Source organism: Thalassospira sp. ER-Se-21-Dark (assembly GCF_017922435.1).
Classification (GTDB): Bacteria; Pseudomonadota; Alphaproteobacteria; order Rhodospirillales; family Thalassospiraceae; genus Thalassospira.
This window is the reverse complement of sequence record NZ_VDEZ01000002.1, coordinates 1036821-1057811: the sequence shown is the minus strand read 5'-3', so window position 1 is coordinate 1057811 and position 20991 is coordinate 1036821. Positions and strand designations below refer to the sequence as shown.

The 20991-nt window shown below is 54.9% G+C and carries 22 protein-coding genes; 9 read left to right on the top strand and 13 right to left on the bottom strand.

Going from position 1 to position 20991, the window contains the following annotated elements:
• Nucleotides 1-27: 27 nt before the first annotated feature.
• Genes FHI25_RS12600 through FHI25_RS12590 form a run of 3 tightly spaced genes read left to right on the top strand, consistent with a single transcriptional unit; the run spans nt 28 to nt 3544 of the window.
• Nucleotides 28-1896: a TRAP transporter fused permease subunit gene (locus FHI25_RS12600; protein WP_210518189.1), complete on the top strand. Its 1869-nt coding sequence runs from the start codon at nt 28-30 to the stop codon at nt 1894-1896.
• Nucleotides 1893-3230 carry an acyclic terpene utilization AtuA family protein gene (locus FHI25_RS12595; RefSeq protein WP_210518187.1) on the top strand — a complete coding sequence of 446 codons (1338 nt, stop codon included), beginning with the start codon at nt 1893-1895 and terminating at the stop codon, nt 3228-3230. Before FHI25_RS12600 ends, FHI25_RS12595 begins: the two co-directional genes overlap by 4 nt.
• 2 nt (nt 3231-3232) lie before the next feature.
• Complete coding sequence (locus tag FHI25_RS12590; protein ID WP_210518185.1) at nt 3233-3544, top strand: hypothetical protein; 312 nt, start codon at nt 3233-3235, stop codon at nt 3542-3544.
• Nucleotides 3545-3563: 19 nt separating this feature from the next.
• Here the strand turns inward: FHI25_RS12590 and FHI25_RS12585 are convergent, their stop codons facing one another.
• Nucleotides 3564-4319: a glutathione S-transferase gene (locus tag FHI25_RS12585; RefSeq protein ID WP_210518183.1), complete on the bottom strand. Its 756-nt coding sequence runs from the start codon at nt 4317-4319 to the stop codon at nt 3564-3566.
• A 278-nt stretch (nt 4320-4597) separates the two neighbouring features.
• Here FHI25_RS12585 and FHI25_RS12580 point away from each other — a divergent pair, with 278 nt between their 5' ends.
• The gene (locus FHI25_RS12580; protein ID WP_008891916.1) at nt 4598-4816 is read left to right on the top strand and encodes a DUF3126 family protein; all 219 of its coding nucleotides are present in this window, start codon (nt 4598-4600) and stop codon (nt 4814-4816) included.
• Between the two features lie 72 nt (nt 4817-4888).
• On the opposite strand, the gene FHI25_RS12575 is transcribed toward FHI25_RS12580, so the two are convergent.
• Nucleotides 4889-5119: a thioredoxin family protein gene (locus tag FHI25_RS12575; protein WP_008891915.1), complete on the bottom strand. Its 231-nt coding sequence runs from the start codon at nt 5117-5119 to the stop codon at nt 4889-4891.
• A gap of 16 nt (nt 5120-5135) precedes the next feature.
• A complete protein-coding gene (locus FHI25_RS12570) occupies nt 5136-6464 on the bottom strand; it encodes a permease (RefSeq protein ID WP_210518181.1) in 1329 nt (442 codons plus the stop codon).
• Between the two features lie 403 nt (nt 6465-6867).
• Here FHI25_RS12570 and fdhA point away from each other — a divergent pair, with 403 nt between their 5' ends.
• Together fdhA and FHI25_RS12560 are read left to right on the top strand one after the other, a co-directional pair.
• Entirely contained in the window at nt 6868-8064 is a 1197-nt protein-coding gene (gene fdhA, locus FHI25_RS12565; protein ID WP_210518179.1) for a formaldehyde dehydrogenase, glutathione-independent, read from the top strand.
• A gap of 158 nt (nt 8065-8222) precedes the next feature.
• The gene (locus FHI25_RS12560) at nt 8223-8882 is read left to right on the top strand and encodes a hypothetical protein (RefSeq protein ID WP_210518177.1); all 660 of its coding nucleotides are present in this window, start codon (nt 8223-8225) and stop codon (nt 8880-8882) included.
• A gap of 78 nt (nt 8883-8960) precedes the next feature.
• Here the strand turns inward: FHI25_RS12560 and FHI25_RS12555 are convergent, their stop codons facing one another.
• The 4 genes from FHI25_RS12555 to FHI25_RS12540 form a co-directional block, all read right to left on the bottom strand.
• Nucleotides 8961-9776, bottom strand: a complete 816-nt coding sequence (locus FHI25_RS12555; RefSeq protein ID WP_210518175.1) for a siderophore-interacting protein — start codon at nt 9774-9776, stop codon at nt 8961-8963.
• Complete coding sequence (locus FHI25_RS12550) at nt 9773-10279, bottom strand: MarR family winged helix-turn-helix transcriptional regulator (protein ID WP_210518173.1); 507 nt, start codon at nt 10277-10279, stop codon at nt 9773-9775. Before FHI25_RS12550 ends, FHI25_RS12555 begins: the two co-directional genes overlap by 4 nt.
• 16 nt (nt 10280-10295) lie before the next feature.
• Entirely contained in the window at nt 10296-11717 is a 1422-nt protein-coding gene (locus tag FHI25_RS12545) for an MFS transporter (RefSeq protein ID WP_210518171.1), read from the bottom strand.
• A gap of 237 nt (nt 11718-11954) precedes the next feature.
• On the bottom strand, nt 11955-12626 hold the full coding sequence (locus FHI25_RS12540; RefSeq protein WP_210518170.1) for a class I SAM-dependent methyltransferase: 672 nt from the start codon (nt 12624-12626) through the stop codon (nt 11955-11957).
• A gap of 169 nt (nt 12627-12795) precedes the next feature.
• On the opposite strand from FHI25_RS12540, the gene FHI25_RS12535 reads away from it, so the two are divergent.
• Nucleotides 12796-14289 (top strand): AAA family ATPase, encoded by a 1494-nt coding sequence (locus tag FHI25_RS12535; protein WP_210518168.1) that lies wholly within the window; start codon nt 12796-12798, stop codon nt 14287-14289.
• On the opposite strand, the gene FHI25_RS12530 is transcribed toward FHI25_RS12535, so the two are convergent.
• Both FHI25_RS12530 and FHI25_RS12525 read right to left on the bottom strand, forming a co-directional pair.
• Nucleotides 14243-15505: a TIGR03862 family flavoprotein gene (locus FHI25_RS12530; protein WP_246879056.1), complete on the bottom strand. Its 1263-nt coding sequence runs from the start codon at nt 15503-15505 to the stop codon at nt 14243-14245. The two genes, FHI25_RS12535 and FHI25_RS12530, sit on opposite strands and share 47 nt — an antisense overlap.
• A 35-nt stretch (nt 15506-15540) precedes the next feature.
• Nucleotides 15541-15684: a hypothetical protein gene (locus FHI25_RS12525; RefSeq protein WP_210518166.1), complete on the bottom strand. Its 144-nt coding sequence runs from the start codon at nt 15682-15684 to the stop codon at nt 15541-15543.
• Here FHI25_RS12525 and FHI25_RS12520 point away from each other — a divergent pair.
• Both FHI25_RS12520 and FHI25_RS12515 read left to right on the top strand, forming a co-directional pair.
• On the top strand, nt 15683-16174 hold the full coding sequence (locus tag FHI25_RS12520) for a GNAT family N-acetyltransferase (RefSeq protein ID WP_210518163.1): 492 nt from the start codon (nt 15683-15685) through the stop codon (nt 16172-16174). The two genes, FHI25_RS12525 and FHI25_RS12520, sit on opposite strands and share 2 nt — an antisense overlap.
• A 127-nt stretch (nt 16175-16301) precedes the next feature.
• Entirely contained in the window at nt 16302-16760 is a 459-nt protein-coding gene (locus FHI25_RS12515; protein ID WP_210518161.1) for a host attachment protein, read from the top strand.
• A 21-nt stretch (nt 16761-16781) separates the two neighbouring features.
• Here FHI25_RS12515 and FHI25_RS12510 read toward each other — a convergent pair whose 3' ends face one another.
• The 4 genes from FHI25_RS12510 to FHI25_RS12495 all read right to left on the bottom strand — a co-directional run bounded on the left by FHI25_RS12510 (nt 16782) and on the right by FHI25_RS12495 (nt 20848).
• Nucleotides 16782-17726: a helix-turn-helix domain-containing protein gene (locus FHI25_RS12510; protein WP_210518159.1), complete on the bottom strand. Its 945-nt coding sequence runs from the start codon at nt 17724-17726 to the stop codon at nt 16782-16784.
• Between the two features lie 125 nt (nt 17727-17851).
• Nucleotides 17852-19243 (bottom strand): TRAP transporter large permease, encoded by a 1392-nt coding sequence (locus FHI25_RS12505; protein ID WP_063086895.1) that lies wholly within the window; start codon nt 19241-19243, stop codon nt 17852-17854.
• On the bottom strand, nt 19236-19733 hold the full coding sequence (locus FHI25_RS12500; protein WP_210518157.1) for a TRAP transporter small permease: 498 nt from the start codon (nt 19731-19733) through the stop codon (nt 19236-19238). The genes FHI25_RS12505 and FHI25_RS12500 overlap by 8 nt, the downstream gene beginning before the upstream one ends.
• Nucleotides 19734-19816: 83 nt before the next feature.
• Entirely contained in the window at nt 19817-20848 is a 1032-nt protein-coding gene (locus tag FHI25_RS12495; RefSeq protein WP_063086897.1) for a TRAP transporter substrate-binding protein, read from the bottom strand.
• Between the last annotated feature and the right edge of the window lie 143 nt (nt 20849-20991).

Sequence of the window (20991 nt, the reverse complement as noted above, 5' to 3'; positions counted from 1 at the left end):
AACCGGAACTCTTAGAGGAAAACCGTCATGTCTGTGCGCATCCGCGACGGGTTTGCGTTGCTTGTGGGTATATTCGTCTTCTATACCGCTGCAACCGGCCCATTTGAGAGCCTTATTCAAAGGGCGGTTTTCCTCGCACTTGTGACGTGCCTTGGACTAAGTCTTTATCCGTTGGGCAAGGGAACAGGTTGGCGAACAATCGGTTTGATCGTTGATCTGTTGCTGGCCGCTGTGACGATCAGCGCATGTAGCTATATCGTCGTGAACTACGATGAAATCATGACCACCTTGCCATGGGCGACGCAACTGGACATGGCCTTGACCGTTGGTCTGGTGGTGACGGTTCTTGAAATTGGCCGCCGTGCCGTGGGGGCGATTTTCCCGGTCCTTGTGATTGTCGGGCTGCTTTATGCGCTGCTTGGCGAATATCTTCCGGGCAGTCTGGGGCATCGCGGTTTTGATATCGAGTTTGTCACCGAAACCATTTTCCTTGGCGATCTTGGAATTTGGGGCATGCTGACCGGCGTTGCCGCCACCGTGATTGCGGCCTTCGTGCTGTTTGGTGCCTTGTTGCTTCATACCGGTGGCGGGCAAAGCTTTATGGATCTGGCGATGCGTCTTGGTGGTCGCCAAAAGGGCGGTGCCGCCAAAATCGCGATCATTTCCAGCGGTCTGTTCGGAATGATTTCCGGATCGGCGGTTGCCAATGTTGCCACCACCGGCAACTTCACCATCCCGATGATGCGTCGTCTTGGCTATCCCGGGCCACTGGCCGCGGCCGTTGAGGCCGTTGCCTCCACCGGTGGGCAGATTGCCCCACCGATCATGGGGGCGGCCGCCTTTGTGATGGCCGAGATCCTTGGCATTGCCTATGTCGATGTCATGGTCGCGGCAATCATTCCAGCGGTGCTGTTTTATCTGTCGGTATTTGTGACGGTTCACATCGTCGCCACCAGACGGAACCTTAAACTGGTGCCCGAGGATGAGCTTCCGGCCTGGTCAGAAATTCTTGCCTTGCGCAAGGTACTGCCGATCATCGCAGCCCTTGGGGGACTTGCGGTTGGTATCTTCATGGGGCGGTCGGTTGCGACCTCAGCCTTTTACGGGATGATCGCACTTCTGATTGCCTTTGTGGCGACGTCTGCCGGGCGGCTGTCGGTTGGCGAAATGTTCAAGCGTGTTCTGGCCGGTGTGACCGATGCCGGCAAGGGTATGGTGATTATCGGTGTGTTGCTTGCCGGGGCGCAAATCCTTGTTTCCATGATCAATATGACCGGCATCGGCGTAACGCTGAGTTCCATGATTGTTGCCATTGCCGGGGATTCAACTGTTCTTGTGGCGATCATTGTCGGGCTGGTGTGCCTGATTATGGGCATGGGTTTGCCGACAACGGCGGCCTATGTGCTGGTGGCGGCCGTTCTTGCCCCGGCGATGACCGCGGTCGGTGTCGAGCCGCTTACAGCCCATCTGTTTGTATTTTACTTTGCCACCATCTCGGTGATCACGCCGCCGGTTTGCGTTGCAGTGTTTGTCGCGGCCGGGATTGCGCAGACCAACTGGCTGCCTGCCGCGTTCGAGGCGGTGCGGCTTGGGGCGATGACCTATATTGTTCCGTTCATGTTGTTGCTTTATCCGGGCATGACAGCCGGGGGCGGCGGTTTGGCCATTATCAATGCGGTCCTGTCCGGTCTTGTTCTTGTGGTTGCCATTCCGGCATTGCTGGGCGGGCAGACATTCACCGGAAGACTGTGGCTTGACCGCGCGATGCTTGTGATTGTCATCGGGGTCGCGCTTTGGCCTGCGTTCCTGACGCCAATGATCGCGGCAGTGTTGCTTGGCGGTGCCTTTTTCGTCGGCCGTAACATGCGCCGCGCGGCCATGGAGGGTGGCCAATGAAAACCATCCGTATTGGCACAGGTGCCGGCTTTTCCGGGGATCGGATTGAACCGGCTGTTGATCTGGCTGCGAAGGGCAATCTCGATTATCTGGTTTTCGAATGCCTGGCGGAACGCACCATAGCACTTGCCCAGCAGGCCAAAATGCATGATCCGAATGCCGGGTTTGACCCGTTGCTTGAACGTCGCATGCGCGCGGTTTTACCAATCTGTCGCGAAAAAGGTGTTCGGGTGATATCAAACATGGGGGCGGCAAATCCGGTGGCCGCAGCCAAGCACACCATCAAGATTGCGCGTGAGCTGGGCCTTTCGGGCCTGAGGGTTGCCGCCGTGCAAGGCGACAATGTTCTTGATGTTCTGTCGCCCGATGCATTTGTGATCGACGAAGCCAACTGCACGCTTGGCGAATTTAAGAAAGAAGTGATTTCGGCAAATGCCTATTTGGGGGCAGGTGGCATTGTTGATGCGCTTAAGGCCGGTGCGGATGTTGTCCTGACCGGGCGGGCGGCTGATCCCGCGATGTTTTTGGCACCCCAGATATTTGAATTTGGGTGGCAGATGGATGACTGGACGCGCTTGGGGCGCGGTACGCTTGTGGGTCATCTTCTGGAATGCGGCGGGCAGGTTACCGGCGGTTATTTTGCCGATCCGGGATTAAAGGATGTGCCCGATCTGGCCAATCTTGGCTTCCCGATTGCCGAGGTTGATGAAGATGGCAACGCCATCATTACAAAACTGCCGGGCACAGGGGGCTTTGTGAATGCCGCGACGTGCAAGGAACAGTTGCTATACGAAGTCCATGATCCGAAACGTTATATCCAGCCCGATGTCATTGCCGATTTTTCCGCAGTTCAAATCAGCGAAGTGGCCCCGGATCGGGTGGCCGTATCGAACGGTGATGGTCTACCTAAAACCGGCAGCCTTAAAGTATCGATCGGCTATATCGATAGCTTTGTCGGGGAGGGGCAGATATCCTATGCCGGACCCGGCGCGACGGAGCGCGGGCAACTGGCACTTGATATCCTTCATCAACGTATCGAGCAGATCGGGATTGCCTGTGATGAAGTGCGCGGTGAACTGATTGGCGTCAATTCGATTTTCAAGGATGTTGCGGTATCCGAATGTGCGCCGTCCGAAGTTCGGGTGCGCTTTGTTGTCAGGACACGCGATCTGCAAACGGCGGCCCGAATTGGCGAGGAAGTCGAAAGCCTGTATCTGAACGGCCCTGCCGGGGGTGGTGGCGTAACCAAATCAACGCGTGAAATCGTTGCCATTGTTTCAGGGCTCCTGCCCGAAGACAGGCTGGTAACGCGGTTCGAGATGATGGAGGCGTGAAAATGCAGCTTCGTGACATTGCGCATTCGCGCACCGGCGATAAAGGGAATATCTCAAACGTTTCGGTGATTGCCTATCGCCCCGAAGACTGGCCTGTTTTGCTTGAACAGGTCACCGCAGAACGGGTTCGTGATCATTTCGGATCCTTGATCGCGGGCGATGTCGTGCGGTATGAGTTGCCGCAGATCGGGGCGCTTAATTTTGTGATGTATGAGGCGCTGGGCGGCGGGGTCACGCGGTCCCTTGCACTCGATCCGCATGGCAAATGCCTGAGTTCGCGGTTGCTGACCTTGCCGATTGACGTTCAAGGCTGACCAGCGGCGCGCGCTTGATTTATGCGGCTTTGAAGATGACTGGTTCGTCGCCTTCGTGCCATTGGTCATATTTCATCATGGCACGTTCAAACAGGCTTGATGCCAGAAAATCATCCAGCCAGCGTTGCACATGAACGAACGGCATGGCGTCAAACGCCTCTTTGTCGGTATTGGCGAACTGGCGAATGAAGGGGGCAATGGCGAAATCGGCCAAGGCCGGGCGCGATCCGAACAGATATTTGCCAACCGCCAGCCGACCATCAAGACGGTTAAGGATCTTTTCCGCATCCCGGCGATGTTCGAGGGGATCAACGTCTTCATAGCGGTTGGGATATTTGTAACGATCAAGGTGATGCTTGAACGGGCCGTCATTTTGCGAAATCAGGGCCAGCATGTCGTCAAGCGTACCGCTTTCGGGTGTCAGCCATTCAAGCGGATCATTTTCCGCAAGTGCCCAGACCATGATTTCAAGGCTTTCATCGACCACCGTGCCATCGGGCAGGACCAGAACCGGGACGGTTGCCTTGGGCGATACATCGATCATGCTTTGCGGTTTGTCGCGCAGGACAACTTCACGCAGTTCGACATCAATTTCGGCGGCCAGCAACGCAATACGGGCCCGCATGGCATAGGGGCAGCGACGGAAACTGTAAAGGATGGGCCGGGATTGCGCAGTAGCGTCTGCCATGGCCTTCGCAGGGGGAAGGTCGGCGGTCTCGGTTTTGGCAGATGCGGTACTTTTGTCGGCCTTGGGCATAACTTCGATTTCGGTCATATATTTGGCTTAAACGCTGCCCGCGGGCAATGCAATAGACAATCGCGTGACAACCGGAATGCGCAAACATCCCGCTCCTTGGCGCCTACCCTGCAAAAAATGGCCGGTTTTACGACTTTTTTGGCCCGATGGGCTTGATTTTACTGTCCGGTTTGTGAAAGGACAGTGCACCAGATTTAACAAAAGACTTCAGGATAGAGGGCAGACGCCAAAGTGCGTATGAGATATCCTGTAGTCTTGCAGACAAAAGCCGTTGGAAAGAACAAGGGGCAAGTCCTATGACACCGACAGAGATCGCACGCGTCGAAGATTATCTGCGTCGCACGTTTGATAACCCGAAAATCGCCATTGATGCGCCCAAGAAAAAAGGCCATCCGATTGAAATGCGTGTTGGCGACGAGTTCGTCGGTGTTGTCCATCGTGACGAGGATGAAGGCGAAGTCAGCTACTCGCTGAACCTTGTCATCCTTGAAGAAGATCTGCCGCCGGCACCTTGATCTCTGATCTGATCTGATTGATCGAATTTAAAACGCCCCGTCGCCAGTTCTGGCCGGGGCGTTTTGCGTTTGCTATGACAGCATCTGACGGATTTCGTCCGGGGTCGCGACCTTGCCTTCGACCAGGATGTCGTCATCGGCCATCAGGGCCGGGGTGCGCATGATGCCGGCATCAATGATCTTGTTGGTGTCGGTGACCTTTTCGATCTCGTAATCAAGATCAAGCGCCTGTGCGGCCGCTTCGGCGTTTTTGGCCAGCGCCTGACACTTTGCGCAACCGCTGCCATAAATGCTGAGTTTCATCTTTGATCTCCTGTGATCAGAATGATTGAATATTGCCGTAAACAAAGCCCGAAAGCGTCGCCATGACGACGACCAGCGCGCAGTAAACAAGGGTTTTCTGCGTGCCGATCACGGTGCGAATAACCAACATGTTGGGAAGCGACAAAGCAGGCCCGGCCAAAAGTAACGCCAGAGCCGGTCCCTTGCCCATGCCAGCACCCATCAGGGCCTCGACAATCGGGATTTCCGTTAAGGTCGAAAAATACATGAACGCGCCAAGAACCGATGCCAGCGCGGTCGAGGTCAGGGAGTTATCACCAACAGCGGCCTGCACCCACTCATTCGGGATCAGGCCTTCATGGCCCGGTCGGCCCAGCAACAGACCGGCGATGAACACGCCCATGACCAGAAGCGGTAAAATCTGTTTGGTGAAATCCCAGCTTTGATCGACCCATTCACGGTCCTGATCGCGTGTCAGCGCAATCATCATCAGGCCGATCACGCCAATGGCAAAGGCCAGTTGCGGATACTGCGGGAAAATCACCGCAGCAAGGATGACGATTGCTGCAAGCCCTGCGACCTGTTTGACCGGCCAATTCCATTGCCAGATCAGAAGCCCGGCAAAGCCCGCCGCCAGAAGGGCGGTGGTGGTCCATTTAACATCATAAACCGCCATCCAGACGGAGCTGCCGGGGACGGATGCCCAGTTGGCAAAAACCAGAATGCCAACCATCAGACCAAAAAACGCAATGGTGATCGAAAGCGGCTTGCCATCATCGTCGCCGCCAAAGCCGCGTTTTGATTTCTGTGCGCGCTCGCCTTCTTCACGGCGATAGATCAAATGCATGATCAGGCCGATGACAATGGCAAAAACAATCGCGCCAATGCCGCGTGCAAGGCCGATTTCAGCCCCCAATACCTTGGCCGTGACAACAATCGCCATGATATTGATCGCAGGCCCGGAATACAGAAACGCAATCGCCGGACCAAGCCCGGCACCGCGTTTGTATATCCCGCCAAACAGCGGCAATACCGTGCAGGAACAGACCGCCAGCAACGTGCCCGAGACGGATGCCACACCAAGGGCAACCGGGCGCGATGCATCCGGCCCGAGATAGCGCATCACCGATCCCTGACTGATGTAAACCGCCATCGCCCCTGCAATCACAAAGGCCGGAAGCAAACACAAAATGACATGCTCGCGGGCATACCAATTGGTCAGATAGACCGCCTCAAGCACCGCGTTGTCAAACCGCCCGGTGCCCGCAGGGATGAAATAGATCGCAAGGAAACCAAGTGAAATGGCGGCAAAAAGCCGTCCTTCGCGGGGATTTTCACGATAAAGCGCGATCAGGCGATGAAGCATCGGACGGTCTCCATATGACCACGACGGGCGTTGTTGTTTTTAATCTATCCAGATTGGCCGACTATTACTTTGATACATCGCAACGTTGTGCACTGCCGCGACGCGGGCAGGGCTTCCTGGCATTTTCCGGATGTTCCCGATGATCACAGATCGATCTTGGAAACATTCGAAGGCCGATTTCAACCAATCGTCGCAAATCTTCTGAGCACAAGAGGAAGTTTAGGGGATGCGATCCAGTTCGTTTGACAGTCGTGCGAACGCGATCCTACCGTTTCGGTTGCACACGGCGTGTTTGAAAACGCGCGGTGGTCTTGGTTCGGGATGGGTCGCGCGATAAGAACTCAATATCCCCGGACATCAACAACAATCCTGACAAACCATATCAGGGAAGAGGAAACAGAATATGAGCAGTCCATCAAACCGTGGCGTTGTATTCAAAGGTCCGGGAGAAGTCGCAATCGAAAGCATTGCGTTTCCGGAACTCGCACTGGGTAAACGCAAATGCGACCATGGCGTGATCCTGAAAGTTATCACCACCAATATTTGCGGCAGCGATCAGCACATGGTCCGTGGTCGCACCACAGCCCAGCCGGGACTTGTTCTTGGCCATGAAATTACCGGTGTGATTGTTGAAGCCGGCCGTGATGTCGAGTTTCTGAGTGTCGGCGATGTGTGTTCGGTGCCGTTCAATATTGCCTGCGGCCGTTGCCGCAACTGCAAATCCGGTTTGACCGGCATTTGCCTGAATGTGAACCCGGCGCGTCCGGGGGCGGCTTATGGCTATGTCGATATGGGCGGCTGGGTCGGCGGGCAGGCGGAATATGTCATGGTGCCCTATGCCGACTTCAATCTTTTGAAATTCCCCGACAAGGATCAGGCGATGGATAAAATCCGGGACCTGACATTGCTTTCGGACATTTTACCGACCGGGTTCCATGGCTGCGTTATGGCTGGCGTCGGCCCGGGAAGCACGGTTTATATCGCAGGGGCCGGGCCGGTTGGTTTGGCGGCGGCGGCGTCTGCTCATCTTCTTGGCGCGGCCTGTGTGATTGTCGGTGACATGATTGATGATCGTCTGGCGCAGGCCAGAAGCTTTGGCTGTGAAACCATCGATCTTAAAAAAGACATGCCGATGGAAGATCAGCTTGAAGCGATCCTTGGCGAGCGCGAAGTGGATTGCTTTGTCGATTGCGTCGGCTTTGAAGCGCATGGTTGCGGCTGTAACCACAACCACGAAGCCCCGGCAACGGTTCTGAACTCTGCCATGCAGGTGACCCGTGCCGGTGGATCGATTGGCATTCCGGGCCTTTATGTGACCGAAGATCCCGGTGCGGTGGATGATGCGGCCAAGCATGGCGCGCTGAGCATGCGGTTTGGTCTTGGCTGGGCGAAATCGCATTCGTTCCATACCGGCCAGTGCCCGGTGATGAAATATCACCGCAACCTGATGCAGGCGATCCTGTTTGAAAAGATCGACATCGCCAAGGCAGTCAATGTCCAGATGATCAATCTGGATCAGGCGCCACAAGGCTACGCCGACTTTGATGGCGGGGCGGCGAAGAAATTCGTCATCGATCCGCATGGCAGTGTCGCTGCCTGACCCGGCATCCATCAAAAATACATCTCTGACACCCCGGTCTTTGGCCGGGGTGTTTTGCATCTCCCTGAAACAAAACCGCTGGCGGCACGTTGCCTTGATGGTGCCGGATCAAAGTTGAATTCGGCCCACCAAGTCGATTTTGATTTCAGGGGGCCCCGATGGGTTCATGGATTGAACAACACGCGACCTTGCTTCAGGTCGGGGTCAGCATCGCAACATTGATGGTGTGGATTTTCTATGCGCAATTGCTATTTCAAAGCTATCGCCGTGTCAGACGTCCGAAAATCGTCATCAACCAGATGCTTGGCAATTCCGACAAGGCGCGCTTTCTGATCAGCAATATGAGCCAGGAAGCCATTCTTATCGACAAGGTGCTTGTCTGTATTGGCGATGAGACGCATCAGGTGTGTGAGCAGGTCACAGATAGCGATCCGGAAGTGGATTTCCAGACCGATCAGGGCAGCAAATCGTCCCACGCCGCCCGTCTCGAGGAACTGACGGTGCAAGGCCCGCTTGAGTCCGGAAGATGCATCGAACTGGGCGCGCTGCAAAACCTGATGCGGCGGATCACACATCAGGCCCGCGCCAGCGATAAGGACACATGTAATGTTCCTGATACGGCGGTCGGCGAAGGCAAGTGCCGCATCGAAATCATCGTCATTGCAGTCTATAGCTCGGAAAAGGGTGTGATTGGTGCGAGCCGGGCCTTTGTCTGTGACGAGGACGGGCAGCTGCACCCGGAAATGGTTCAGACAACCCAGCATGCCGGCTTTTTCGCGCGCAGACGCATGGCGCGACTGCATGCGCAATATACCTGAACAGCTCAATCAATCGCCAAACGCAAACGGGCCCCGCAAAGGGGCCCGAAATGTTTGTTCGATTGTGGTGTGTTCCGATCAGGCCGCCGTTTTGGCATCCTCGGACTTGATCACCTTGTGGGTGTCTTCATTCATGCCAAGCTTCCAATAGCTTGAGATATAAAGATCATCCTTGCCAAGGCCGCGTTCCTCGCGGAAGTAGCTGCGCAATTCCCGCATCGAGGTAAATTCGCACGCTGCCCAGACCGAAAGGCGACCGGTTGCGTGCCAGGGGATGCGTTTGACCACATCACTCAGGACCGTGTTCTGTTCGCCCGGACGCGGATTGATCACCCACTCAATAGTCACGTTGTCGGGTTTTTTCAAATCCTGCATGTCGGCCTCGGACCGGACTTCGATCACGGCGTAGCCGCGTGCGTTATCGGGCAGGGTTTCCAGATTGACCGATACGGCGGGCAAGGCCGTCATATCACCAACAATCAGGAACCAGTCGGCGGTCGGATCAACCAGTTTTTTCGGGCCGGGGCCCCCGATGGTGATCACATCGCCGGGCTGGCAATTCACCGCCCAGTTTGATGCCGGGCCGCCATGGTCATGACTGTCTGCACCATGATCATCATCATCATGATCATCATCACCGGCACCATGCATGACGAAATCGATATCGATTTCGCGGCCCTGATCGGTCACGCGATCATGACGCACGGTATAGGTCCGGCGCAAAACGCGGCCTTTGTCGTCGCCTTCAATCGGGAACATCAGTTTGACATAGGCACTTTCCTGATCCTCTGGAAAGTCCTTCATGCCGTCACCGCCAAGGGTAACGCGCAGCATATTGGGCGTGACGTATCCCTTTCTGATCACGGTCAGATCGCGTGGGGAAGGTTTACTCATTTCTTCACTCCTTGGTCCCTGGTGCTTGGGGGGCTGTCGCCCGCAAAGTCCAGTTTCTTGCATTTGTGGGTTTCCAGATTGTCGGACATCAGATTGGCGATCTCGACAAAATCATGGATCTGCTGTGGCGTAAGGCCGCTGGTCATTCGGGACCTGACTTCTTTTTCAACAGCGCGGAAATCTTCCATTTTTGCGCTGCCGGCGGCCGTCAAATGCAGGGTTTGGCTCCGTCGATCTTCGGGGTGCGGGCAGCGTTCAATCAGCCCGTCATTTTCAAGTTCTTTTAAAAGCCGCGTGATCCGGCCTTTGTCCTGACCGGATTTTTCGGCCATTTGCTGGGCAGTGATGCCGGGGATTTTGACAATCCATTTCATCACCCGCTTGTGCGAGATCGGCATCGGCATGCTTGCAGCCTGCATCGCATGCATCAGTCTGCGTTTATAGGCATGCACCAACCGATGCAGGGTTTCACCCGGAACGTGGACCTGATCTTCTTCGGTCATGGCAATCGTTTCTTCCTCACAGGCCAGCCGGGCTGGCAATCAAGCCGGAACGAAGGGCATGGCGGCGTCCTTCGCAAATGATGGCGGAAATAACGGCCGAGCCACTGGCGACAACCATAATGGTCGCAAGGTCAAAGCCACCACCGGTACCAATCAGAATGGCTGCAAGGGCCGCACCAACCGACTGGCCGGTCAGGCGCGCGGTGGACAAAAGCCCGCTTGCCCCGCCAGAGCGTTCACGCGGCGCACTGGTCAACATCAGGCGGTTATTGGGCGCCTGAAACAGTCCAAACCCGGCCCCACAAAGCGCAAGGGCGGCAATGATCGGCGCCAAGCCACCGGCATCGGCGGCCAGTGTTGTGCCATACAGCCCGATGGCAAAGACCGCCATACCAATCCCGGTCAGACGGATCGGCGAAAACCTGTCGGCCATCCGCCCGGCAATCGGGGCAATGATCGCGGTCGCCACCGGCCATGGCGTCATCAAAAGACCGGTCATGGTTGCGCTATATCCCAACACATCGTGGAAATAGAACGGCAGGGTGACGAACGCAATCATCTGTGCACAAAAACCAGTGACAGAGGACCCGATGGAGCAGGCAAAGACCGGAATTTTCAACAGATCAAGCGGCAGCATCGGGCGCGTGCGCGACAATTGGCGATGCACCAGAAACACTCCGGCGATGAACGATACGGCAAACTGGCCGGCGATCAGGATCGGGTTGCTTTCAATACCCATATTGCCAAGGGCTGCGACCAGCCCACCAAAGGTCAGCACATTCAAAAACGCACTGATGAAATCAAACCGGGCCCGGCTTGGCGTATTGAACGGCAGGCTGAAATAGCCCATCGCGACCGAAATCACCGATATCGGCAGGTTGATCAAAAACAGCCAGTGCCAACTGGCAACCGCCATGATGGCGGATGCAATGGTGGGTCCGGCGGCGGCGGATACCGACACTGTCATCGCGATCCAGCCAATCGCCTGCCCCAGTTTTGCATGCGGGAAAACATGGCGCATGATGGCGGCATTGATGCTCATGATCGCAGCAGCCCCAAGGCCCTGCAACACACGTGCAGCCGTCAGAAGCTCGATCGTCGGGGCCATCGCACACAGGGCGGATGCCACCCCGAACAGGGCAACACCACTCAGATAAACCTTGCGAAAGCCGATGGCTTCGCCAAGGGCTGAAAACGGCAACAGGGCCACCACGATGGCCAGCTGATACGCCGTAATTACCCAGATCGCGTGTGCGGGTGTTGCGCCCTGATCATGGGCGATGGCGGGCAGGGCGACATTCATGATGGTGCCATCCAGCACCGCCATCATGACCGTGATCAAAAGGGCGAGGGCAGCATAAATACGCCGGGGTTTGGGCAGCCCGTCCGGGTGAACTTCGGGGGATATCTTAAGACGGCGGATATGAGGGATCGGCATGGGGCAATCTCTTTTCTTATTGGTGCGCGAGGGGGCGTAGGGCCTTGAGCATGTCGTTGCGTCGGCAAAGCGTGGGGCGCTTTTGGGAGCGGTGCTAAACGGCATATGGTTGACTATATCAACTATATAAATATGGTTGATGTTGTCAACTATAAAGTTGCGAATTAATCGCATGTGGTGTTTCAGGAGTAGCTCTGGTGGGAGGCGCGTTAGGCGCAAGTGATTGTTAGATAACCTCTATTTCACCCGGTACACATCATAGAAAATGTGTTTCTTGTCGGCGAAATCTTCGTGGTTGGGCAGGTAGGGCATGGGATCAGAATGGGAAATCAGTTCCCATTTCCTGGCCTTGGTGGTCGCCTGAATGGCCTTGATGAAATCATCGTCATAAAGGTCTGTACGCTGGGTAAAACACACAATTCCGCCGGGCTTAACGACCCGGCAAAATTCCGAAAACAGCTGCCGGGTTTCTCGTACATAGGTCAGCGTGCCGATGCACTGAACGGCGGCAAAACCATTGTCGCCAAAGGCCAGCGTCTTGTTCATGTCGCGCTTTTTAAGGTGGCGATAAACGCCCTTGGCCTCAGCCGCCTGCAGGGATTCCAGCGACAGATCAATACCGGTGATGTCGGTATACCCAGCCCTTGAAAGCTCCAACCCCGTCAATCCGGTGCCACATCCGGCATCGAGAACCGGCGCATCAAACGGAACCCCGTGCTCAACCATGATCGCCGCCGCCCGCTTGGGCGCGTCATAGCCCATCTTGGGCAAATCCGCATCATAGCTTTCAGCCCATTTGTCGTAATAGGCGGCAAGGGCTTGCGGATCGGCATCGGTCATGCGCGTCAGATCCGATGCGCTATCGGAAATATCCGTACCTCTGGAATTGCCATCACTGGCACCCGTCATGGCTCACCTCGCTGTTTTTGTTTTTGCACTTTTGATGCTGGTATTAGTGCATATGGACAAAATCAATGCAAATTGACGACCAACTCAAGAGATGATTTACTCGTTTTGATGGTGTTTGATTGTTATTGATCAATTAAGCGATGAGATGTTTTTATCAGGGACAGTTCGCGTGAAGAAGATTTCGATTAAGAATTTGAAGAACGTCTCGTCTTTAGAGTTTGAGTTGCCAGGTAAGGGAGTTTGGCTGCTTGCTGGGGAAAATGGGGCTGGAAAGACAACTTTGTTGGGGTGCCTTAGAAGAATTGGTTCATCAACTGCATTCCCAGTTCACTTCCCTTCTTCCAAAGAGTCGGACCGGCTAGATAACTACTCAGATTCTTCAATTACTTATTCTGTTGGCAAGCAATCAGTCACTTACGGGTATAGTGGATCTCGATGGTCGCCGAGGCCCCGGAAGAATAGCGAAATCCTGAGGAAGTTTGGGTTTCCTAACGTGATTTATGTTGGTGCAACTGCAGAGCGCATAACTCCACGGCCGGAAGACTTTGAGCCCAAAAAGTTGATATCCGTTCGAAAAGACTTGATCGGTTACGTTAACTACATCTTGAATACCGACAAGTTCGAACAGTTGAGAAAAGTGAACCTCTCACAAGGTGGGAGAAAGACAGCTTATGTCTTGAAAGTCGGCAATAACTATCACTCTGAAAAGCAGTTCAGTTTGGGCGAGTTATGTGTCCTCAGCTTGGTCGAAAAGATATTAGAGTGTAAGTCTAATTCATTGGTTTTGATCGATGAACTGGAAATGGCATTGCATCCTAGTGCTCAGTCTCATCTGTTCGAATTCATAAAAGAGATTGCCGAAAAAAAGAACTTAACCGTTATCTTTTCTACCCATTCTGTAACTCTCTTAAAAAGGGCTCATAGAAAAAAGATCATTTTCTTACAACGAGAGGACCATGGCAAAGTATCGGTCGTCAGTGAATGTTTCCCTACGTATGCACTTGGAAGCTTAACCGTGGGCGAAGAGGCTAGTCCAGACTTTGCGATATATGTCGAAGACGAGGTTGCAAGGGCAATTGTGCGCCAACTTGGATCTCTAGTAGTTTCAGAAAAGTATCCAAATCTTGAACGGGCACCATCGGTAAAGGTATGCCCTATTGGTGGGTTTTCTGAAGTGATTAACTTCCTCAGCAATAGTGACTCTTTGCTATCTCCATCAACCTCGACTTATGCGCTTCTCGATAAAGATGTCGAAGAAGAAGCATTGGAAAATTGGAAGAACAATGAAAACTATCAAAAGTTGGAGAAGTATAAGAAGCTTGCTGATAGGATTGGATTTCTACCCTGGACCCCAGAGGTTGGCATTGTTGAGTTTGTAAGTTCAAAGGCAAACGAACGAATCTTAATTAAGGCAATTAGGGAAAGGTACCAAGACCACCACATTCAACTTAGTGTCAGCAATCCAGACCGAACCGGAAAAACTCCTGCGCAAGTCAGAGAATTGTGCAAAGCCGAATTGTCAGGTTACGTAGAATATCTGTCGCGAGCTGTGGGAAAAAGAAAAGATACCGTTATGGATGATTTGTGCTCCTTGTTTGCAATGGAGTACTTCAAACTTAATCGTGCTTCAGTAATGTCTTTGATAGGCCCAATTGTAAGTTAAAAGATAAACACCCACTCAACAAATACCCCCCAGTAGGCGCTTCCCAATCGACCATCTCGCCGAGGCAGTAGGTGTCGGGGCGTTGGATGAGTTGGAAATTTTCGTCCAGTTCTTCCCAAGCGACACCGCCTGCGGTGCTGATGGCCTCGTCCAGTGGACGGGGCTTTTTGATCTTCAGGGGCAGGTTCTTGATGGCGGTGGCGAGTTGGGCCGGATCGTTCAGGGTTTCGCGCGGGGTGACTTCGAAAATCAGCGCTGTTTTGGTGGCGTCAAGGCCAAGCGTTTTGCGCAGGTGATTGCCGATTGAGTTTTTGCCGCGCGGTTTTGACAGGCGCTTGGTGACGTCATCCAGCGTGCGGTCGGGGCAGAGGTCAAGCGTCAGGGTTCCGATGCCGGTTTCAAGCCATTGATCACGGAGCGTGGCCGAGATGGCGTAGACCGCACTGCCTTCGATGCCGGTTTTGGAAATCACGAACTCGCCGCGGACCGTCTGATCGCCACAGGTCAGCGTCACGGCCTTGACCGGCGATCCGGCGCATTTGTCGATCAGATGGTCGGTCCAGTCGAGTTCAAAGCCGCAATTGGCCGGTTTGAACGGGTTGCACTTGATCCCGGCGTTAAGCAGGATTTCCATCCATTTTCCGTCTGATCCCAGACGTTTCCAACTGCCGCCGCCAAGGGCCAGAATGGTGATGTCGGCGGTGGCGGTAACCTCGCCATCGGGCGTTTTGAAAACGGCCCAATCATCGGCGTTCCAGCCGGTCCAATAGTGGCGATAGTGGATTTTGCAGCCCAAGCCATCCAGACGTCTGAGCCATGCACGCAGAAGCGGGCTTGCCTTCATCGCGGTCGGGAAGACCCGGCCAGAGGAGCCGACAAAGGTTTCAACGCCCAGTCCAGCACACCATTCGCGGATTTGATCGGGGCCGAATTTGCGCAGGTGCGGTTCGAGGCGGGCGCGTGACGTGCCATAGCGTGAAAGGAAGGTTTCAAGATCTTCGCTGTGCGTGATGTTCAGCCCTGATTTCCCGGCCATCAGGAACTTGCGCCCGGCACTTGGCATGCCTTCATAAATTGTCACCGCATATCCATCACCTGCCAGCCGTTCGGCCGCCATCAGGCCCGCCGGACCGGCACCGATCACCATGGCGGTTTTGCCATTCGGGGCAGGGCGGGTGTGCGGTGCATTTTGTGCATTCGGTGTCGGGCTTGGCATGTGCGGCCTTTGGTGCGGGTTGATATCGGCTGGTTTTAGCGGCTTTGGCCGATATTGGCAATTTGTCCGGCGTCCGATGGGATGTTGTGGCCGGGTTCGTGGTGCTTGACCGCACAGAGCTCGCTGTTTACCACTGCCATCTTGTAACGCCACCACCAGCCCATCAGGACCACAGCCATGATTACCGGAACCTGGCAAACGCCAACGGATGAAGAACTTTTGCGCATTCGCGAGATGATGGAAGATGCGCAGTTTTATGACGCGATTGCGCGCGTGCCTGATGATGCCCTGAGCGCGGCACTGGCCGGATCAAACGAAACAGCCCTTTGGGTGTTTCGCGTCGATCAAAAGGCGGTTGCCTATGTCTATATGACCGAGATGGCGACACGCCTGCCCAAGGTCGATGAGTTTGGGGTGTTTGAGCGCGGGCAGGGCTTTGGCAAGGCGGCCTTATCAAGCTTAGCTGCCAAAATTGCGCAAATGCCCGACTATGAAAAGCTGTGGCTGAATGTTGTCGATGGTAATGACAACGCGCTTAATCTGTATCGCAAGGTCGGGTTTGGCGAGGAAAAACTCATTGCCAAGGGCTGGAAAACGCGGTCTGGTCGGGTGGTGGATCAGGTGCGCATGTGGCTGACCCTTGATACGTTGCGAAGCCCGGCAGCTTAGGGCTGATCACGGCGAAGCCGGGGCGGCGAACTCCCGTTTCTTTTCACATATGGGGCGGGTACTATGGAACATCATCGGTTTTGCTGGCGTTGGAAGGGTATCTGCAACAACGAATGGCAGGTTTGAAATGCCCCATAAGAACCAATGGATCCTCGTGGCTGACGGTGGTCGTGCATATGTGATTGCCGTCAACACCAACGAAGGTGAACGTCATCTGGAAACTGTTCATGAAATGATTGCCGATAACCGGTCCAGTTCGGAGATCGCGAGCGACAAACCCGGTCGCGGGTTCGCCAATCCCGGCGGCAATCAGCAACGTCATGCCATGCCACCAAGCACAGACCCCCACGAGCATGCACAGGTCGAATTTGTCGACGACGTCATGTCGTACCTGACAGACAAGCGCAATGACGGAAAGTTCGACAATCTGATTGTCGTCGCGCCGCCGAAAATTATGGGGGAGATCCGACAGAAAATGCCAAAACCGGTCAAACAGGCGCTTGAGGGTGAAATTACCAAGGATTTGACCAAGCTGCCGTTAAATGATTTGCCCGCGCACCTGAGCGGGACCGGTGGCTGGCTATAGGGCCGTAGTGCTTCACATCAATCAGCGTTGATTTTGCCGGAAACGGGCCGGGGATACCCCGGCCTTTTTGGTAAAGAAGCGCGAAAAATACCCGGCATCGCGAAAGCCCAGACTATCTCCGATCTGTTGAATGGCGATGTCGGTATAGATCAGGGTCCGCTTGGCTTCCAGCATCAGGCGGTTTTGCACCACCTCGCTTGCGGTCATGCCATAGATGTCCTTGGCGATGCGGTTAAGCTGGGTCGTGGTGACGCCAATTTCACGGGCATAGAAATCAAGCGATTTGTGTTGCTTATAGAACGTTTCGACGAGCGCCTGAAACTTGCGGAACTTTTCGGCCTTTTGTTCCTGCCTCGAAAGCCGTGCCGAATGATCCTGCGGCACGGTGCGTCCGATGCCAAGCAACAGCAATCCCAGAATATGACGCAGCGCAAACAGTCGTCCGGTATTGTGGCTGTAATATTCCTGAGCGAGTTGCGATATCAGGAAATCAGTCGGGCTGTTGGCATCGCCAGAGGATGACCGCGTATCAACGCAGATCGCCTGATCGAGCCGGGCGAGGAGTTTGGGCGCGGGGCTTAGAATTTCCTGCAGGTGATAATCAGTCAGTGAGATCACCCAGCCATCAATATCATCACTGAATTTGAAGCCATGCACGGTTCCGGGCGGCACGGTGATCAGCTGGCCTGCCTGCATGGTCAGATGTTGATCATCAAAGCTGATCTCGGCCGTGCCATGGGTGATATACAGCAGCTGAAACAGGTTGGTATGGCGGTGCGGTTTGATGTGCAGGTCATGCAGGCGCGATCGTTCCGGGATGCTTTCAAGATGAAAGAATTCCGGTTCGGTGACGGGTTGCGGATCGGATGCGGGAACAGTGTCCAGATCATAGCCATCACGTGCGCGGGGGCTGCTTGCCGCATCGCGTTCGCCATAAAGCTTGTAGATCGGGATGGTGTTGCGCATGGATGCCTTGATCCTGTGTAGTCACATAGTTGGTTGTATGGCGGTAGCTTAGCGTGTTTTGGCATCGACCAAAAGAAAAGCCCGCCAAGATGACGGGCGGGCTTTTCCGAGTTCTGTGATCGTCGCTAATTGCCAAGCAGCGTTGGCACAAACAGCGTTAATATCGGCGCAAAGATCAGAAGCAGAATACGAATGATCTCGGCCCCGAAGAACGGCATGACACCGCGGAAGGTCTGGCTCATCGGGACACCCTTGGCGAGTGCATTGATGATGAACACATTCAGCCCCACGGGTGGCGTAATCAGCCCCAACTCCACGACAATGAGTGCCAGGATCCCAAACCAGATCTTCAGATCCTCGGTCCCCATGCCATAGGCCGCGGTTGCCGCCGTCGCCCAGTCGCCACCATTGATATCAACAAGGGCCGGCCAGAAGAACGGGATGACCACGACGATCATCGACAGACTTTCCATGAAGCAGCCCAGAAGGATCAGGGCAAGCAGCATGAGAACCATGACAAGCCACGGATCAAAGCCGCTGGTGGCGGCGGCTTCGGCCATATAGGCTGGAAGGTTGGCACGGCTAAAGAAGCCCTTGAGGATTTCAGCACCCAGCAGGATGAAGAAAATCATCGAGGATGTGATGGCGGTGTCTTTAAGCGACTGGCGCAGTCCTTTCCAGGTCAGGCCACCTTTGCCGCGAATGCGCATATAGACGCCATATACCAGAATGGCGAACACGCCCACGCCGGCCGCCGGTGTCGGGGTAAACAGACCGGCACCGAGCCCCAGAATGATCGAGCCAAAGATCACCATCACCGGGATCAGGCGCAGCAATGCTTCCTTGCGCTCAGCGGCCGGCATCGGTTCGGGTTTCGGGGCCAGTGACGGGTTGAGGCGCACCTGAATGGCAATCACCGCCATAAAGAACAGGACCGCAATCAGACCCGGAATGATGGCCGCCTGAAACATCTGAATGATCGATGCTTCAACCGTGACCGCGTAAATTACAAGGGCAACCGATGGCGGGATCAGAATGCCAAGCGTCCCGCCCGCAGCCAGCGTACCGGTTGCCAGACGCGGGGAGTATTTCAGGCGATCAAGCTCGGGCAGGGCGACCTTGCCCATGGTTGATGCGGTGGCAAGTGATGATCCGCATACCGCACCAAAACCGGCACACGCCCCGATGGCCGCCATGGCGACACCACCGCGGAAACGGCCGAGGATGGCGTTTACACCCTGAAACAGATCGCGTGACAGGTTGGCCTGACTTGCGAGATACCCCATCAGAACAAACAGCGGAACGACCGACAGTTCGTAGTTCGACACGATCCCGTACAGCAGGGATTTGAACTGCTGCAGATAGGGATCAAAACGCAGGAACGGGAAAAACAGGCTGAGCACGTAGTTGCCGCCAATGCCGACACCCACCATGGCAAGGCCGACGGGCACACGCAGTGCCAGGATCACAAAGAGAAGGGCAAGGCCACCAAGGCCGATCAATTCACGTTCAGACATCGGCCTCTCTCTCGAAAATCTGGTTTCCGGCAATTGCCGCCCACAGGAACATCGCAATGATGCCCGGGACATAGAACGGCCAGATCGGCCAGCCCAAAATTGCCGAAAGGGTATTGTCGCTGCGCACTTCGATCAGGCCATTGACCATCATATACCCCAGGAACAGGGCGAGTGCGGTCATCAGAACGGACGACAGGGTGTCGACCGTTCGCGCAAACCAGTCGGGAAACATCTTGATGAAGACGTCCACCGCGACATGGCCGCGATGTGCCTGACAATAGGGGAAAAACATCAACGCCGCCGAACTGACGATCATGCTGACAAAGTCCTCATAGCCGATAATGGCCGGGACATTGGCATCAAACAGCCGGGCGATCTTGTCGAGACCAAAGGCGGTCACGTTTACGATCGTAACAATCGAGATCAGCAGGGCAAGCATGCCACCGGCAACAGCAAGCCACGAAGCGGCCTTGTAGAGCACGTTTTTCATATCTCTAACATTCTTGCGGGAACAGAGGGTCACGTATCGCCATGATACGTGACCCCACAAGATTTACCAGCAACGTCGGGATGTTACTTGGTGTGGCTCTGAACAGCGGCCTTGGCATCTTCGACAAGTTTCGCGCCATCGATGCCGTTGGATTTGGCTTCTTCGATCCAGCGATCCACAACAGATGCGGACGCATCGTCAAAGGTTGCCTTTTCGGCAGCGGTGATCTGAACGACCTGGCCTTTGCCTTCGTTGACCATGCGCTTGCCGACTTCTTCAACGCCGTTGAACACGTCACCGATTTCAGCAGCAAAATCACGGCCGGAGTTACGGTCGATGATTTCTTTCAGGTCATCGGGCAGGCTCTCATACCGGTCCTTGTTCATCGCAAACAGGAAGGTCGAGGTGCCAAAGCGTGAATTTACGCCTTCGCCTTCAACAGAATAGGAAATCAGTTCAGCCAGCTTCAGCGGCGGCACAACTTCGAACGGCACCAGGCCGCCATCAACCACGCCAAGCGACATGGCCTGCGGAAGGGCCGGAACCGGCATGCCAACGGGCTCGGCACCCCAGGATTCAATCACCCAGGAACCGGTACGGGTCGGGGTACGCAGCTTCAGGCCCTTGACGTCATCGACCGTACGGACTTCCTTGCTGGTCAGGTGGATGGCCTGACCGGCATGCACGTGAACGGCAAGCGGGTGGATGTCGGTAAGGTCTTCGGCATATTCATCACGAAGATCCCACATCGCAAGGTTGGTTGCACGTGCATCGCCAAGGTGAACACCCGGAAGTTCAAACACTTCAAGGCGCGGGAAGACGCCCGGGGTATAACCCGGAAGGGTCCAGACGATGTCGGCAACGCCGTCACGGACCTGACGATACAGTTCCGGCGGATTGCCGCCCAGCGACATGGACGGGAAGATTTCAAACTTGATACGGCCGTTTGATTCTTCTTCGATTTTCTTGGCCCACGGTTCAATCATTTTCGACTGGGCCGGTGCTTTCGGACCCAGGAAATGGTGGACGGTCAGGGTGACTTCCTGTGCGTGTGCGCCGAACGACACCATCGTCGCGACAGCTGCACCGGCAAGCAATTTGGTGATCTGTTTCATTCTCTTCCTCCTTTGAACGTCTTGTCGCGTTCATTGCGCTGACAAACGTTCAGCCACGATGCGCATCTAGCGTGCGAAGTTTTCCAAGAGTTCTTTTTGTTATTGTTTTTGTTCTTCTTTTTATCACATGACGTGCGTTTGGC